Consider the following 15957-nt stretch of genomic DNA (forward strand, 5'->3'; position numbering starts at 1 on the left):
CGCAGGGGGCCGGGGCGCTCCCACGGAAGCTCCTACACACACCCCCGCTGCCCGGCACCTTGCGGTGCCGGGCAGCGGCGTTGTGTGAGCGAGCAGGCCCGGGCGTCAGCCCGTGTTGCGGAGGCCCGCCGCTACACCGTTCACCGTCAGGAGCAGGGCCCGCGCCAGCAGCGGGTCCGCCGGCTCGCCGCGCTCCGCCGCCTCGCGCTGGCGGGACAGCAGCGTCACCTGGAGGTAGGAGATCGGGTCCAGATAGGCGTCGCGGATCGCGAAGGTCTGCTGGAGCACCGGATTGGAGTCGAGCAGCCGCTTCCCGCCCGTCACCCGCAGGACCTGCTGCACCGTCAGCTCGTGCTCCTCCTCGATCGTGGCGAAGACGTGCTTCAGGTGGTCCGGCACCAGCGTGTCCACGTAGTGCCGGGCGATGCGCAGGTCCGTCTTGGCGAGGGTCATCTCCACGTTCGAGATGAAGTTACGGAAGAAGTGCCACTGTCCGTACATCTCCTCCAGGACCGGGTCGAGGCCCGCGTCCCGCAGGGCCCGCAGCCCGGAGCCGACGCCGAACCAGCCCGGCACGATCTGCCGCGACTGGGTCCACCCGAAGACCCACGGGATGGCCCGCAGCCCGTCCAGGCCCGCCCCGCTGTCCGGGCGGCGCGAGGGCCGCGAGCCCAGGTGCAGCTCGGCGAGCTGGTCGACGGGCGTCGAGGCGAAGAAGTACGCGGGCAGGTCCTGGTCCTCCACGAGCCGCCGGTAGGCGGCGTGGGCCGCGTCGGAGACCGTGTCCATCGCCGCGTCCCAGCGTGCCAGCGACTCGTCGCTCTGCCGCGGCGACGTGTGCAGCGCGGACGCCTGCAGGGTGGCCGCGACGGTGAGTTCCAGGTTCTCCCTGGCCAGGGAAGGGATCAGATACTTGTCGGAGATGACCTCGCCCTGCTCGGTCACCTTGATCTCGCCCTCCAGCGTGCCCCACGGCTGCGCGAGGATGGCCTCGTGCGTGGGGCCTCCGCCGCGGCCGACCGTGCCGCCGCGGCCGTGGAAGAGGCGCAGCCTGACCCCGTACCGGTGGGCGACGTCGCGCAGCCGCCGCTGGGCCCGGTGGATCTCCCACTGCGAGGTGGTGATGCCGCCGAACTTCGACGAGTCGGAGTAGCCGAGCATGACCTCCTGGACGTCGCCGCGCAGCGAGACGAGCCGCCGGTAGGAGGGGTCGGCGAGCATCCCGTCGAGGATGACGTCCGCGGCCTTCAGCTCGTCGGTCGTCTCCAGCAGCGGCACGATGCCGATCTTCGCCCAGCCGGCGTGCAGATCGATGAGCCCGGCCTCGCGCGCGAGCACGGCGGCCGCGAAGACGTCGTCGGCGCCCTGGCACATCGAGATGATGTACGACTCGATGACCTCGGGTCCGAACCGCTCGAAGGCTTCCTTGACGGTGGCGAAGACGCCGAGGGTCCTGGCTCCGGCCGCGTCGAGCGGGGCAGGAGTGGGCGCCAGCGGCCTGCGCGAGCGGAGCTCCTTGGCGAGCAGCTTCTGCCGGTAGTCGCGCGGCATGTCCGCGTACCGCCAGGATTCCTCGCCGAGGCGGTCGAAGAGCTGGCCTAGCGCGTGGTGGTGGGCGTCCGCGTGCTCGCGCACGTCCATCGTGGCGAGCTGGAGTCCGAAGGCGGCGAGTGTGCGGATCGTGCGGTCGAGGCGGCCGTCGGCGAACAGCCCGCCGCGGTGCTCGCGCAGCGACGTCTGGATGAGGGTCAGGTCGTGGAGCAGCTCGGCGGTGCCGAGGTAGTCGCGGCCTTCCTCGTGGGCGGTGCCCTTGGCGAGGCGCTTGCGCGTGTTGACGAGCTTCTGGCGGATGCAGGTGGCCTTGAGGCGGTACGGCTCCTCGGCGTTGAGCCGCTTGTAGCGGGGGCTGATCTCGGGGAGGCGTTCCAGGTCGTTCTGGAGGGAGGCGAGGAGCTCCTCGGTGGCTCCGGCGTACCGGATCGAGTTGGACAGCAGTCCGCGCAGGGAGTCGATGGCCTCCAGCGCGTCGGTGATGCCGTGCTCGTGCTGGAGGATCAGCACCTCGCGGGTGACGGCGGGGGTGACGTTCGGGTTGCCGTCGCGGTCGCCGCCGATCCAGGTGCCGAAGGTGAGCGGGCGGGTGCCGGGCGGCAGCTCGACGCCGACGCGCTCCAGTTCGGCGGCGAGGTCCTCGAGGACGTCGCCGACGGCGCCCGCGTGCAGCTCGTCCAGGTAGTAGATGGCGTTGCGGGCCTCGTCGGCGGGCTCGGGCCGGACGACGCGGAGCTCGTCGGTCTGCCAGATGAGGTCGATGTTCTCGGCGAGCCGCAGGTCGTGCCGGCGCCGGTCGGCGGCGATGACCGGGGTCTCGAGGAGCTCGGCGATGCGCCGGAGCTTGTTCAGTACGGACCGGCGCGCCGCTTCGGTGGGGTGCGCCGTGAACACGGGCCGTACGTTCAGGTTCCGTACGGTCTCGTGCAGGTGCTCGGGGTCCGCTTCCTTGAGCATGTCGGCGGTGCGGGAGAGCAGTCCGCCCTCGGCCGCGCGCCGCTCGCGCATCTCGCGTCCGCGATGCACCTGCTCGCTGACGTTGGCAAGATGGAAATAGGTGGAGAACGCCCGGACCAGCTTCGTGGCGGTCTCCAGGTCGGTGTCACCGAGCAGCTCGGCGGCGGCCTCGCCGTCCGTCCGGGTGAGGGCTCGTACGCGTTCGACGAGCTCCAGGAGCTCGGGCCCTTCCTGCCGTACGAGGGTTTCGCCCAGCAGATCGCCCAGTCGGCGGATGTCGGAGCGCAGCTCCGCGCTGGCGGATGAGGTCTGGTCGGCACTGCTCACAGGTGCGGCTCCTTGCAGTGTTTGAGCACGTCTGGAGGTTTTCCGGAGGCTTGCGGACCGCGCTGTCCGACGCCACCAAGGATAGGTGTCCGTTCACGCGCCGTTGTCCACAGCCCTCTTGCCGCGAGGCGTCGCGCTGCCATACTTACGACGCCGTAGGTTACGGATCCGTAGCAACGGATCACTCGCACTTCTCACCCCACAGGGGACACCCCATGACCACAAGCCCCGATGTGATCGACGACGCCCGGAAGCCATCGGAATCCGACCTCCCTTTCGCCACGCTCGGCGGAGACAAGAAGCGTTCGATCGAGCAGATCGCCCTGCTGCTGTTCATCACGGTGCCCTTCCTCGCCCTGCTCGCCGCGGTGCCGCTGGCCTGGGGCTGGGGCGTCAGCTGGCTCGACCTCGGCCTGATGGTGGCGATGTACTTCATCGGCTGCCACGGCATCACGATCGGCTTCCACCGCTATTTCACGCACGGCTCCTTCAAGGCGAAGCGCCCGCTGCGGATCGCGCTCGCGGTGATGGGGTCGCTGGCCGTGGAGGGCCCGCTGGTCCGCTGGGTTGCGGATCACCGCAAGCACCACAAGTTCTCGGACGCCGAGGGTGACCCGCATTCGCCGTGGCGTTTCGGTGAGACAGTGCCGGCGCTGATGAAGGGCCTGTGGTGGGCGCATATCGGCTGGCTGTTCGACGAGGAGCAGACCCCGCAGCACAAGTACGCGCCGGATCTGATCAAGGACCCGGCGATCCGGGCGGTCTCCCGCCAGTTCGTGTACTGGACGATCGTCTCGCTCGCGATCCCGCCGCTGGTCGGCGGCCTGGTGACGATGTCGTGGTGGGGCGCCTTCACCGCGTTCTTCTGGGGTTCGCTGGTCCGGGTGGCGCTGCTGCACCACGTCACGTGGTCGATCAACTCGATCTGTCACGCGGTGGGCAAGCGTCCCTTCAAGTCGCGTGACCGCTCGGGCAATGTGTGGTGGCTCGCGGTGCTGTCGTGCGGCGAGTCGTGGCACAACCTGCACCACGCCGACCCGACCAGCGCGCGGCACGGTGTGATGCGCGGGCAGATCGACTCCAGCGCCCGGCTGATCCGCTGGTTCGAGCTGCTGGGCTGGGCGTACGACGTGCGCTGGCCGAGCGCGGACCGGATCGACTCCCGGCGCAGGACGGAGGCCGCGGAGGCGGCATGATTGAGGACGTGGCGATCGACGGCAGTACCAGCAGCAGCGACAGGCCCCGGCGCGGGCGCAGAGTCCGGATGACCGGGGCGGAGCGCCGCCAGCAACTGCTCGACATCGGCCGCACGCTTTTCGCCGAGAAGGGGTTCGAGGGCACGTCGGTCGAGGAGATCGCGGCGAAGGCCGGGGTCTCCAAGCCGGTGGTGTACGAGCACTTCGGCGGCAAGGAAGGCCTGTACGCGGTCGTGGTGGACCGCGAGATGCGGCAGCTCCTCGACATGGTGACCGGTGCGCTCACCGCGGGCCACCCGCGTGAGCTGCTGGAGCAGGCTGCGTTCGCGCTGCTCGACTACATCGAGACGTACACGGACGGTTTCCGCATCCTGGTCCGCGACTCGCCGGTGGCCCAGTCGACGGGCACCTTCGCCTCGCTGATCAGCGACATCGCCACGCAGGTCGAGGACATTCTGGGCCTGGAGTTCAAGGCCCGCGGCTTCGACCCGAAGCTGGCGCCACTGTATGCACAGGCGCTGGTGGGGATGGTCGCCCTGACCGGCCAGTGGTGGCTGGACGCCCGTAAGCCGAAGAAGGCGGAGGTCGCGGCGCATCTGGTGAATCTGGCGTGGCACGGTCTTGACGGTCTGGAGCAGAAGCCGCGGCTGATAGGGCACCGCAAGAGCTGAGCCCGCGGGCCGGCCGCGCCGTTCAGGGGTCCGGGTGAGCACGGTCCCGGCCGGAACACGTACACCACCCTGCACTGACACGTTTCATGGCAAGACCCGGTCGGCGGTCGGTCCGGTGCGTGTGGGACGGCGGACCGGTCGCCGACCGGGCGGGTGCATCGTTCATGGTGGCGGCTCGGTGTCCGGCTCCAGGAACTCCAGCCGGTTGCCGACCGGGTCCTCGGAGAAGAAGCGCCGGTGGCCCGGGAGGTCGTGGTCCCAGACGACTTCCGCGCCGTGGGACGCGAGGCGGCCGGCATACGCCTCGATATCGCTGACGCGCAGGCCGGGGTGGGCCTTCCTCGCGGGGTGGAAGTCGCTCTGGATGCCGATGTGGAGCTGGACGGCCCCGGCCTGGAACCAGCAGCCGCCGTTGGCGGCGAGGGCCGGGGGCTTGGGGATCTCGGTCATGCCGAGGGCATCGGTGTAATAGGCGCGCAGGGCGTCCTCGGTGCCCGGCGGCGCGGCGAGCTGGACGTGGTCGACTGCGGTCAGCATCGGCTCCCTCTCTCCTGCGCTACTGCGGTTTGCGGGCCACGGCGAAGATCCGGCGGAACGGGAAGACCGTTCCGTGCGGCCCGGGCGGATAGGCCTTGCGGAGCAGATCGCGGTACTGGCCGAGGAACTCCTCGATCGCGGGGTCGTCGCCCTCCAGGGCGGTGAGGACCGGCCGCAGCGCTGTCCCCTTCACCCAGTCGAGGACGGGGTCTTCGCCGGTGAGGAGCTGGGAGTAGGTGGTCTCCCAGACGTCCGTCGCGCAGCCGAGGTCGGCGAGCCGCATGAGGTAGTCGGCGGGTTCGAGGACATGGACGAAGCGGCGGCCCTGGTCGGCGAGGCGGTCGCGCCACTGGGGCGTGTCGCAGAGCTCGCCGAGCAGGGCGTGGCTGGGTGAGGTGAAGTTCCCCGGGACCTGGAAGGCGAAGGTGCCGCCGGGGGCGAGGCCCTCGATCCAGGCGGGGAGCGATTCGGGGTGGTTGGGCACCCACTGCAGTGCTGCGTTGGAGACGATCAGGTCGTACGGCTCGTCGGGAGTCCAGTGCGCCGCGTCGGCGGCGCGGAAGTCGAGCCAGCCGCCGCCGTGGGTGGTGCCCGCGTACTCCTTCTCGGCCCGGGCGAGCATCTCCGGGGAGAGGTCGAGGCCGGTGATGCGGGCGTCGGGCCAGCGGTCGGCGAGGAGGACGGTCACATTGCCCGGCCCGCAGCCGAGGTCGGCGATGCGAGGGGAACGGGCGCCGTGCGGCAGTTCGGGTATCCGGGCGAGCAGGTCGAGAAACGGGCGTGTTCGGTGGCCTGAATGGCGGAGGTACTGCTGTGGATCCCAGGTTGGTGCGGAATTCATGTTCGAGCCCCCTTACTGGAACGGTGCAACCAAGCGGAACGAGGTTCCGGCCCGACCATGCCCAATAGTCCATCGAAATATATCTTGACGTCAAGAGACTTCATGTCGACAGACCATCTACACTGATCGTCATGGAGGACGAGGTCGACCGACTGGTCGCTGCATGGCGCCGCGAGCGCCCCGACCTCGACGTGGAACCGCTCGAGGTGCTCAGCCGTGTCTCCAGGCTGGCCCGGCATCTCGACCGCGCCCGCCGGCTCGCGTTCTCCGAGCACAGCCTGGAGCCCTGGGAGTTCGACGTACTGACGTCGCTGCGGCGCGCGGGCGCGCCGTATCAGCTCTCCCCCGGCCAGCTGCTGACGCAGACCCTGGTGACCTCCGGCACGATGACGAACCGCATCGACCGGCTCGCCAAGAAGGGCCTGGTCGAGCGGCTGCCCGACCCGAGCGACCGGCGGGGTGTGCTGGTGCGGCTCACCCCCGAGGGGCGCGACCGCGCCGACCAGGCACTCGCCGGGCTGCTCGCCCAGGAGCGCGCGATCCTCGGCGAGCTCTCGCGCGCCCAGCGCGGCGAACTGGCCGCGCTGCTACGCCAGCTGACCGCCCCGTTCGACAACATCCCCGGCTGAGGACCTGCCGACAGCGGGCTCGCGGCGTCGCGTGCCGATGAGCTGCGCCTGGCTGCTTGTGCTCCCTCCTGTCGCCGCCTTCGCGGCTGGAGGGGCCCACGTCGCGCGCAGCGCCGCTGCGCTCTCCTCGCGCGCCTTGCCGTGCTTGCTCCTCGCCCGGCTCCTTAGGGGTGTCCGGCGGATCTTTCTGGGCTCCAGCCCGATCCACCGGACTAACCCGCGCTCCCCACTGCCGACAGGTCCAGCTCCGCCGGTCCGACGCCGGCCCGCCGGGCCAGCGCCACCGCCGCGAGCGTGGAGTGCACACCCAGCTTCCCCAGCACGTTCTGCATATGGGTGCGGACCGTGTGCGGGGAGAGGTAGAGGCGCTCCGCGACCGCCTTGCGGCCGAGGCCGGCCACCATGCAGCGCAGCACCTCGCGTTCGCGCGGGGTGAGGGACTCGACGAGCCGCTCGCTCTCGGTGCGGTGCTTGCGCGCGGCGGTGAGCTCCCGCAGTACGCCGGTGAGCAGCGCGGGCGGCAGATGCGTCTCCTCGCGGAGCACACCGCGGATCACCGTGAGCAGCCGCTGCAGCGAACAGTCCTTGGCCACCCAGCCGGAGGCGCCCGCCTGCAGCGCGAGGGCCGCCCGGCGCGGGTCGTCCTTCTCGGCGAGCACGACCGAGCGGACCGCCGGCCTGGCCGAACGGACCGCGGCCACCAGGGAGATGCCGTCCACGAAGCCGCCCTCCCCGTTGTCGGGGACGGCCCGTGCGACGATCGGGGCGGCCGGCGCGGGGGCCACGCCCAGATCGGCATCCACGAGCATCACGTCGAATCTGCGGCCGTCGGCCGCAGCGCGCTCCAGGCAGCGCAGCGCGGCAGGGCCGCTGCCGGCCGCGGCCACGTCGACGTCCGGCTCGGCCGCGAGCGCCGCGGCGAGGGACTCGGCGAAGATTCGGTGGTCATCCACCACCAGGACCCGGATACGAACCACAGACACCCCCAAGCTGCGCTTTTCCGGCGGAGGACCGGAAGCGCGGGTACGGCGCCCGAGGATGGAGTGGTACGCAGTCCACGGCCGCCGCCGCGCTCTTGACTGCTACCCCGCCCCGGGCGTCGTACCCGACTGTCTCGCCCCCTGAACAGCACCGGCCCCCACCGGTGCTGTTCATCAGAGTAGGGCCGGGCGACAGGAGGGGAAGGATATTTGCAGAACTGGTTGGCCAGGCTGTTCTGCGTGTGTCTGTTGTTTCGGAACAGGACAGAAGTCGACAGAGATCGGCGCGCTGACCGATCGTTGTCGCCTCCGGTTCCCCCTTCGGGTCGCCCTCGGGTCCCGCTCGGACCGCCCTCGGATCCCCTTCGGGTCGCCTACTGAACGCGGCGCGCGCCGCCCGACGGGATCGCGGGGAAGACCCTCGGCGCGGTGTGTCCCGCCGCCGCGAAGGCCGACGTGACCTCCTTGGTCACCACGTCCGCGGCGGCCTCCTCGACCAGGACGACCGCCGAGCCGCCGAAGCCGCCGCCGGTCATCCGGGCGCCGAGCGCGCCCGCCGCATTGGCCACGGAGACCACCAGGTCCAACTCCCGGCAGGAGACCTGGAGATCGTCCCGCAGCGAGGCATGCCCCTCGGTGAGCACCGGGCCGACGCCACGGAGGTCACCCGCGTCGAGGAGGGCGATCGTCCGCTCGACGCGGTGGTTGTCGCTGACGACATGGCGCACGTAGCGGCGGATCTCTTCGGCCGGGGGTCCGGGGGACGTTCCCCGGGAAAGCGCGGCGTCGTTCAAACGCGCGAGGGCATCGGACAGTTGCACGTACGGAACCTCGCGCAGCGCGCGCACGCCGAGCGCTCGCGCACCCGCCTCGCAGCCCGCGCGCCGCTGCGCGTACGCGCCGTCCCCGAGCGCGTGCTTCACACGGGTGTCGACGACCAGGAGCCGCAGGCCATGGATGGCGAGGTCGAAGGGGACCTGGCGCCGGGTGAGGTCACGGGTGTCGAGGAACAGGGCGTGGCCCTCGGTGCAGCAGGCGGACGCCATCTGGTCCATGACCCCGCACGGGACACCGACGAAGGCGTTCTCGGCGCGCTGGGCGAGCACTGCCAGCTGTGCGGGCTCGAGGCCGAGTCCGTACAGCTCGCTGAGCGCCAGCGCCGTGACGACCTCCAGGGCCGCCGAGGAGGAGAGTCCCGCGCCCGTGGGCACGTTCGACGCTATCTGCACATCCGCGCCGGTGACCGGATGCCCGGCTTCCCGCAGCGCCCACACCACACCCGCCGGGTACGCGGCCCAGCCGGAGCCGGACCCCGGCGCGAGGTCCGCGACCGCCAGCTCGACCACGCCCTCGTCCATGTCCGCCGAGTGCACCCGCAGCAGCCCGTCGGTGCGCCGCGCCACCGCGGCGACCGCCCGGTGCGGCAGGGCGAGCGGCATCACGAAGCCGTCGTTGAAGTCGGTGTACTCGCCGATCAGATTGACCCGGCCCGGCGCGGCCCAGACGCCCTCGGGGGCGTACCCGTAGAGCTCCGCGAACTGCTCGGCGACGACGTTCATCCCTCGGCCGCCCTCTCCCGCGCGAAGGCCCACGCGTCCGCGACGATGCCCGCGAGGTCCGCCCGGGACGGGCTCCAGCCGAGGCGCTGGTGGGCGGTGGCGGCGGAGGCGACGAGCACGGCCGGGTCGCCGGGGCGGCGGGCCGCGGCGACCTCGGGCACGGGGTGCCCGGTGACCTTGCGGACGGTCTCGATGACCTCGCGGACCGAGAAGCCGTTGCCGTTGCCGAGATTGCAGATCAGATGCTCGCCCGCGGTGACCTTGTCCATGGCGAGCAGATGCGCCTCGGCCAGGTCGGCGACGTGGATGTAGTCGCGTACGCAGGTGCCGTCGGGGGTGGGGTAGTCGTCGCCGAAGACCGAGATCGCCCGGCGCCGGCCGAGGGCGACCTGGAGGACGAGCGGGATGAGGTGCGACTCGGGGTCGTGGCGCTCGCCGCAACTGCCGTACGCGCCCGCCACGTTGAAGTAGCGCAGCGAGGCGGCAGCAAGGCCGTGCGCGGCGCACTCGCCGCTGATCATGTGGTCGACGGCCAGCTTGGACGCGCCGTACGGGCTGGTCGGGGCGGTCGGGTCGGTCTCGGTGATCGGGGTGGAGACCGGCTCCCCGTACGTCGCCGCGGTGGAGGAGAAGACGAGCTTGCGCACCCCGGCGGAGCGCATCGCCGCGAGCAGCGCGATCGTACCGCCGACGTTGTTCACCCAGTACTTCTCGGGGTCCGCGACCGACTCGCCGACCTGCGAGAACGCGGCGAAGTGGAGGACGCCGTCGTACGAGGAGTCGAACCAGTGCGCACCGTGCTTTTCATCGAACACGGTCTGGATACGGCCCTCGATGAACGTGGCACCGTCCGGCACCCCCTCGCGGAAGCCCGTGGACAGATCGTCGAGCACGGTCACCTCGTGCCCGGCCTCCAGCAGATGCGCGGCCACCACACTGCCGACATAGCCGGCGCCGCCCGTCACCAGGTACTTGCTCATCTGCTGCTCGCTACCTCTCGCAGTCGCTCGGCCGCGGCCTCCGGCGGCACATCGTTGATGAACACACTCATGCCGGACTCGGAACCCGCGAGAAACTTCAGCTTTCCGGACGTGCGGCGGATGGTGAAGAGCTCGAGGTGGAGCGCGAAGTCCGCGCGCCGGAAGCCACCGCCGTCACCGAACGGCGCCTGGTGCCAGGCGGCGATGTACGGGGTCGGCGGGTCATCCGTGCCGAAGATCCGGTCGAAGCGCTTCAAGAGTTCCAGATAGACCTGTGGGAACTCTGTGCGCGCCGCGTCGTCCAGCTCCCTCAGGTCCGGAACCCGGCGGCGCGGATAGAGGTGCACCTCGTACGGCCAGTGCGCCGCGTACGGCACGAAGGCCACCCAGTGGGTGCCCTCCAGGACCACTCGAACGGGGTCGGCGAGCTCGCGCGCGACGGTGTCGTCGAAGAGGTTGCGGCCGGTGGCGGCCCGGTGCTCGGCGACCGAGCGCTGCATGAGGGCGGTGCGGGGGGTGACGAAGGGGTAGCCGTAGATCTGCCCGTGCGGATGGCCGAGGGTGACGCCGATCTCGGCGCCCCGGTTCTCGAAGCAGAACACCTGCTTGACCTGCGGTAGTTCGGCGAGCTCGGCGGTGCGGTCGGTCCAGACCTCCAGGACGAGGGCGGCTTGCTCCTCACTGAGCCCTGCGAAGGAGGTGTCGTGGTCGGGGGTGAAGCAGACGACCTCGCAGCGGCCGGAACCCCCGGCGAGGGAGGGGAAGCGGTTCTCGAAGACCACGACGTCGTAGTCGCTGTCCGGGATCTCGCTGAGCCGGCCGTCGCGGGACGGACACAGGGGGCACTCGTCGGCGGGCGGGTGGTAGATGCGGCCCTGGCGGTGGGAGGCGATGGCGACCGCGTCCCCGAGCAGCGGGTCGTGGCGGATCTCCGAGGCGGTGGAGACGGCGTCGAGGGGCCGCCGGTCCACGGCCTCGCGAACGATGTCGTCGCGGCGGTCGTAGTACAGCAGCTCACGGCCGTCGGCGAGCCTGGACACCGTCTTCTTCACACCGGCGCTCCTCATGAACGTCATCAAACAGAACCTCACACAAAGAACCATGAGCGAACATGTGACGTCAATGCCCCGGCGTGTTGAGCGCAGGCTTGCGCGCCGCACCGCTCTTGAGTGAGCGCGGTGCGGTGCGGTAGCGCGGCGCGGTGCGGTGCTGTAGGCGCGGTGCGGCGCAGTAGGCGTCGCGGCGCGGTCAGGACTCCTGGTCGGGAGCCTCGGCCGGTCCGGGCAACGCGATCGGGGCGCGGTCCAGGAGGCCGGTGCGGGCCGCCAGGGCCGCGGCCTCGAGACGGGAGCCCACGCCGAGCTTCATCAGGACGCGCTGCACATGGGTGCGGGCCGTGCTGGGGGCGATCCCCATGCCTGCCGCGATCAGCCGGGTGTCCTCGCCCTCGGCCACCCGCACCAGCACCTCGACCTCTCGCGGAGTGAGCATCTGGAGCAGCCGCTGGCCCTCGTCGTCCGGCTGGGCCGCCGGGTTCAGGAGCTCGGTGAAGGCGCCCTGCAGCAGCTGCGGCGCGACCGCCGCCTCGCCCGACCGCGCCTTGATCATGGCGCGCTCGACACCCTCGATGCGCTCGTCATGACGTACGTAACCGGACGCGCCGGCCGCGAACGCCGCCGCGATCCCCCGCGGGGACGGCACCGGACCCAGCACGACCACCGCCACCTGCGGGCGTTCCCGCTTGATCCGGACGATCGGGTCGAAGACCCCCGGTTCAGCCGGAGTCGCCGTACCCAGCAGGCACACCTCGGGCGCCCTGCTCACCACGAGCTCCGCCACCCCCGCCGTCGGCGCCGCAGCCGCGAGCACCCGGTGCCCGCGCAGCTTCAGAGCCGAGGCGAGCGCCTCGGCGAGCAGTCGGTGGTCATCGACCACCATGAGCCGCACACCCATCGAGCAACCCCCCATACCCCTGGAGTCGGCCCCCCGGCCCCCCAGCCTATTGCCCCGGCAAGCTACACGCTTGTTCGACGTCGCGCGCCCCTTACGTGCCAGAAGCCGCCCAGAATGCCGAATTCTTCGGCAAAACGGCCCGGCGCCCCGATCCGTCGATCGGGGCACCGGGCCGCAACGCAGCTGTCGTGCCACGCCAGTTGTGTCAACCGCGCCATCCGTGTCGGCTGTGTGGGCCGTGTCGGCTGTGTCAGTTGGTGGAGAACGAGACCGCCAGATATTCCTTCTCGTCCGTGCTCGAGCCCGGGCTCGGCTTGCTCAGCAGCGTCTCCGAGAGGTAGAGCCGGCCGGCCGAGAAGAGGATCTCGGCATAGTCGGAGGAGAAGCTGGTCTCCGCGTCCCGGATCGACTCGTCCGCCGGGTTCTCCATCAGCACGGTCTGCTTGAACGTGCCGCCGTCGATGCTGACGATCTGTCCGCCCCCGTCGTACGGCGGCCACTTGTAGGCGATGACGTTGCCCCCGTCCATGCGCAGCGGGAACATCGTGTAGCGGTCGCCCGCCTCGGCCTTGTCCGTGGTCGGCTTCCCTGTGGTGAGGTCGAACGAGACGATCTCGTTGGTGTCGCCGTAGTCGCCGGTTCCCTCGTGGTCCTCGGTCGGCAGGTACAGCCGGCCGTTTCCGACCACGGCCTTGCTGCAGGACTCGACCTCGGTGGAGCGGCAGCGCGCGGCGTACCGGTCGGCGTCGGCCGCGATCTTGACCTTGAGCTTGCCGGTCTTCTCGTCGATGGAGAAGAAGTCCGAGATGCCGCTGCCGTCACCCGCGGTGTCGCCGACGTCGGCCGCGACGACCAGCGGCTTGGTGGAGATGATGCTCGCGTACTCGACACCGGGCGGCATCTTGAACTGGGACAGGGGCGCGCCCGTCGTCGGGTTCAGCGACTGGATGACGACGTACTGGCTGTCGTACGGACCGCACTTGCGCGCCGCGACGAGGGCCGGGCCGCCGCCGTAGCCCATGTCGTAGCACTCCTCGGCGTTGGCCTGCGGCTGCCAGCGGACCGCGCCGGTGTTGAGGTCGAAGGCGGCGCCGCCGTCGGTGCCGCCCGCCGCGACGGTGTTGCCGCTCAGCGTGATCTCGTTGAACGCGACAGGCTCGTCGCCCTCGCCCTTGGCCGTCTTGGTCCACAGCAGCTTGCCGGCGTTGAGGTCGATGGCACCGACCTGGCTGCACCGCTGGAACTTCTCCGTGGTGCGCTTGCCGGGCTCGAAGGCGATCGCGGTCTTGTTGTCCTCGGTCATGTGCCGGGACGCCGCGCACAGCTGGCCGGGCAGTGGGATCGTCCACAGGACGGTGCCCTTGGCCGCGTCGTAGCCGACGATGGAGCGGCTGCCCGTCTTGACGTACGCCTTGTCGGTGAGCCAGGAACCGTCCACGACGGTGACGTCGTCGACCTTGGGCTGCGGCAGCTGGAAGGCCACCTTGGACTTGGTGTTGTCGGGGGCCTGCTCCTTGCCGCCGCCCCCGAGGTCCTTCTCTCCGTTGGCGCCCTCGGTCGAGCCCTTCGACTGGGTCTTCTTGGCGTCGTCGTCGCCCGCCGCGAACCAGACACCGCCGGCGACGATCAGGACCACCGCGACGACCGCGGCGATGATGATCTGCATCTGGGTGTTCAGCTTCTTCCGCGGCGGCTGCGGCGGTCCGTAGTGGGGCTGCATCGGCTGGGTCGGCTGGGCCGGGTAACCGTAGCCGTACGGCTGCTGGCCCATGGGCTGGGTCGGCGGCTGGCCCGGGCCCGGGGCCGGGGCCGGGGCCTGCGGATAGCCGTACCCGGCGGGCTGGCCGGGGGGCGTCTGCGGGTATCCGTAACCCGGGCCCTGCGGCGGCGGGGTCGGCGCGCCGAAGCCTCCGGGCGGGGGATCCTGCGGCGCACCGAAGCCTCCGGGCGGGGGATCCTGCGGGGCGCCGAAGCCGCCCTGCGGGGGCTGCGGCTGCGGCGGCTGGTTCGGCTGGTTCGGCTGCTGTGGTGGCTGGTTGGGCGGCTGTGGTGGCTGCGTCATGCGTGGGTACCTCTGAGGGTGTGAAGCGGAGGGAGTCGGTCGGGGGCCGGGTCCGGGTCGTCCCTGGGGACGGGGTCACTCGCCGATGGCCATCATCGTCTCCCTCTCCTTCTCCTCGGTGTCGTTCGAGGCGACGACGGTGTCGGCGACGAGGAAATAGCGCCCGTCGGCGTACACGCCCCTGGTCGCCATGAGCATCCGCTCGGTCTTGGCGGTCGACGCGGGGAGCTGAAGCAGCACACGGAGGTCGGTCGCCCCGGGTGCGACGGAGGCCAGCGCCCCGGGCTCGTCGCTGCCGATGGTGGGCAGGACCCTGACGAGCAGCTCGCGCCCCTCCATCCGCAGCGGCATGATCATGTGTCCGCCGGGGGCCTTGATGCGCCGCACCTCGACGCCCGTGTCCAGGTCGAAGGCGACGATGCTGTTGGGCTTGTCCAGGCCGTCCGGCCCGGCGGTGGCCATGTAGAGCGTGTTGTCGTCCGCGACGACCTGACAGGTCTGCAGATTGCCCTTGTCGGCGACGTCTTCGCTGCACCAGTTCGCGTACTGGTCATCGCCCCGGAGCGAGGACCGCTTGGTTCCGTCGTCGTTGAGTACGAGGATGCCCTGCCGGTCCTTCGCCCGGTCGAGGGCGTAGACGACCAGCGGATCGACGGAGTACACGTGCTCGACGACGTAGCCGCGCGGGAGACGGTACTTCCACCGGGAGGCACCGGTTGCCGGATCGATTCCGTGGACCTCCTCCTGCGGGTTGTCGGCGTCGTCGACCGGGCACATGACGGAGGCGACGAGCGTGGAGCCTTCGTTGGCGTACTCGTGCGGCTGGCAGACGTCCTCGCCACCGTCCCACTTGCCCCACAGCGGCTTGCCGTCGCTGAGCCGGTACGCGCTCGAGTGCCCGTAGCGGCCCGCGGTGACGGTGTTTCCGGTGAGAGTGATCGAGTAGTCCCAGTCGAAGTCGAAGTTGCCGTCCTTCTTGATCTCCTGCCGCCAGCCCTGCTTGCCCGTGCGCAGGTCGATCATCCGGAGCTGCCGGCACTCGTCCGCCTTCGCCCCCGGGCGCTCCTGCACCGCGAGGACGATCTTGTCGTCGGCCGACGGGTTCTGCGGGGCCCGGCAGATGCCGGTGCCCAGCGGCAGGCTCCACTTCAGGGTGCCGTCGACCACCGAATGGGCCGTGACCGAGCGGTGCATGGCGGTGACGACGGTGTCCCCGACCAGCCAGGGACCGAACACGTCGCCGCCCGTGCTGGGCAGATCGACGTCGTTCTTGCGGAGCCAGAGGACCTTGGCGTCGCCGGGTTTGCGCTCGGCGTTGAGGCGGGTGGCCTTGGCGGTGTCCGGGGCGGACGCACCGGGCAGGCCGGCCTTCCCCCGCTTGCCGCCGTCCGTCGAAGCGGAGGGGCCGCCGGGACTCGCCCCGGCCGTCGGCTTGTTGCCGCCGCCGCTGTCCTTGCCGTCCCCGGACAGTGCGAACCAGGTGCCGCCGCCGATCGCCAGCAGCGCGGCCAGGCCCGCGGCGATCAGCGCCGCGGGCCGTCCGGTGAACCGGCGACCGGGCGGTACGCCCCCCTGACCGGCAGGAGGAACCCGGTCGTCGCCTCCGTACGGGTTCAGTCGGCCGTACGGCCCCGCCTGGGGCGGCCCGTACGGACCGGGCTGCTCCGAAGGGGGTGAAGAGTGAGTGGGCTGGGTCATCGCGGTGCCGTGACCG

General features: G+C 70.9%; 13 protein-coding genes. 3 read left to right on the top strand and 10 right to left on the bottom strand.

All coding sequences use genetic code 11. The features are described from left to right. Nucleotides 1-105 precede the first annotated feature (105 nt). Nucleotides 106-2835, bottom strand: a complete 2730-nt coding sequence (ppc, locus tag ACWCXB_RS32655; RefSeq protein ID WP_450727426.1) for a phosphoenolpyruvate carboxylase — start codon at nt 2833-2835, stop codon at nt 106-108. 215 nt (nt 2836-3050) lie between these two features. On the opposite strand from ppc, the gene ACWCXB_RS32660 reads away from it, so the two are divergent. After that, entirely contained in the window at nt 3051-4031 is a 981-nt protein-coding gene (locus ACWCXB_RS32660) for an acyl-CoA desaturase (RefSeq protein WP_450727428.1), read from the top strand. After that, nucleotides 4028-4702, top strand: coding sequence for a TetR family transcriptional regulator (locus tag ACWCXB_RS32665; protein ID WP_450727430.1), 675 nt, complete (start codon nt 4028-4030; stop codon nt 4700-4702). The genes ACWCXB_RS32660 and ACWCXB_RS32665 overlap by 4 nt, the downstream gene beginning before the upstream one ends. A 162-nt stretch (nt 4703-4864) precedes the next feature. Here ACWCXB_RS32665 and ACWCXB_RS32670 read toward each other — a convergent pair whose 3' ends face one another. Next, nucleotides 4865-5239: a VOC family protein gene (locus ACWCXB_RS32670; protein ID WP_450727432.1), complete on the bottom strand. Its 375-nt coding sequence runs from the start codon at nt 5237-5239 to the stop codon at nt 4865-4867. A gap of 19 nt (nt 5240-5258) precedes the next feature. After that, nucleotides 5259-6080, bottom strand: coding sequence for a trans-aconitate 2-methyltransferase (locus ACWCXB_RS32675; RefSeq protein ID WP_450727434.1), 822 nt, complete (start codon nt 6078-6080; stop codon nt 5259-5261). A 131-nt stretch (nt 6081-6211) separates the two neighbouring features. On the opposite strand from ACWCXB_RS32675, the gene tamR reads away from it, so the two are divergent. After that, a complete protein-coding gene (gene tamR, locus ACWCXB_RS32680; protein ID WP_450727436.1) occupies nt 6212-6709 on the top strand; it encodes a MarR family transcriptional regulator TamR in 498 nt (165 codons plus the stop codon). A gap of 212 nt (nt 6710-6921) precedes the next feature. On the opposite strand, the gene ACWCXB_RS32685 is transcribed toward tamR, so the two are convergent. From ACWCXB_RS32685 to ACWCXB_RS32715, 7 genes are all read right to left on the bottom strand, one after another. After that, nucleotides 6922-7686 carry a LuxR C-terminal-related transcriptional regulator gene (locus ACWCXB_RS32685; RefSeq protein ID WP_450727438.1) on the bottom strand — a complete coding sequence of 255 codons (765 nt, stop codon included), beginning with the start codon at nt 7684-7686 and terminating at the stop codon, nt 6922-6924. A 377-nt stretch (nt 7687-8063) separates the two neighbouring features. After that, the gene (galK, locus tag ACWCXB_RS32690) at nt 8064-9248 is read right to left on the bottom strand and encodes a galactokinase (protein ID WP_450727440.1); all 1185 of its coding nucleotides are present in this window, start codon (nt 9246-9248) and stop codon (nt 8064-8066) included. After that, entirely contained in the window at nt 9245-10228 is a 984-nt protein-coding gene (gene galE / locus ACWCXB_RS32695; RefSeq protein WP_450727442.1) for a UDP-glucose 4-epimerase GalE, read from the bottom strand. The genes galK and galE overlap by 4 nt, the downstream gene beginning before the upstream one ends. Further along, on the bottom strand, nt 10225-11280 hold the full coding sequence (galT, locus tag ACWCXB_RS32700) for a galactose-1-phosphate uridylyltransferase (RefSeq protein WP_450727444.1): 1056 nt from the start codon (nt 11278-11280) through the stop codon (nt 10225-10227). The genes galE and galT overlap by 4 nt, the downstream gene beginning before the upstream one ends. Before the next feature lie 196 nt (nt 11281-11476). Next, on the bottom strand, nt 11477-12181 hold the full coding sequence (locus tag ACWCXB_RS32705; protein WP_450727446.1) for a helix-turn-helix transcriptional regulator: 705 nt from the start codon (nt 12179-12181) through the stop codon (nt 11477-11479). A gap of 250 nt (nt 12182-12431) precedes the next feature. Beyond that, nucleotides 12432-14243, bottom strand: coding sequence for an outer membrane protein assembly factor BamB family protein (locus ACWCXB_RS32710; protein WP_450727448.1), 1812 nt, complete (start codon nt 14241-14243; stop codon nt 12432-12434). Nucleotides 14244-14318: 75 nt separating this feature from the next. Continuing rightward, the gene (locus ACWCXB_RS32715; protein ID WP_450727450.1) at nt 14319-15941 is read right to left on the bottom strand and encodes an outer membrane protein assembly factor BamB family protein; all 1623 of its coding nucleotides are present in this window, start codon (nt 15939-15941) and stop codon (nt 14319-14321) included. Nucleotides 15942-15957 lie beyond the last annotated feature (16 nt).

This window comes from Streptomyces sp. NPDC001514 (assembly GCF_053597075.1).

Coding starts and splice junctions, on each gene's coding strand:
- ACWCXB_RS32660 (WP_450727428.1), top strand. CDS start 3,051: ATGACCACAAGCCCCGATGTGATCGACGACGCCCGGAAGCCATCGGAA.
- ACWCXB_RS32665 (WP_450727430.1), top strand. CDS start 4,028: ATGATTGAGGACGTGGCGATCGACGGCAGTACCAGCAGCAGCGACAGG.
- ACWCXB_RS32670 (WP_450727432.1), bottom strand. CDS start 5,239: ATGCTGACCGCAGTCGACCACGTCCAGCTCGCCGCGCCGCCGGGCACC.
- ACWCXB_RS32675 (WP_450727434.1), bottom strand. CDS start 6,080: ATGAATTCCGCACCAACCTGGGATCCACAGCAGTACCTCCGCCATTCA.
- tamR (WP_450727436.1), top strand. CDS start 6,212: ATGGAGGACGAGGTCGACCGACTGGTCGCTGCATGGCGCCGCGAGCGC.
- galK (WP_450727440.1), bottom strand. CDS start 9,248: ATGAACGTCGTCGCCGAGCAGTTCGCGGAGCTCTACGGGTACGCCCCC.
- galE (WP_450727442.1), bottom strand. CDS start 10,228: ATGAGCAAGTACCTGGTGACGGGCGGCGCCGGCTATGTCGGCAGTGTG.
- ACWCXB_RS32705 (WP_450727446.1), bottom strand. CDS start 12,181: ATGGGTGTGCGGCTCATGGTGGTCGATGACCACCGACTGCTCGCCGAG.
- ACWCXB_RS32710 (WP_450727448.1), bottom strand. CDS start 14,243: ATGACGCAGCCACCACAGCCGCCCAACCAGCCACCACAGCAGCCGAAC.
- ACWCXB_RS32715 (WP_450727450.1), bottom strand. CDS start 15,941: ATGACCCAGCCCACTCACTCTTCACCCCCTTCGGAGCAGCCCGGTCCG.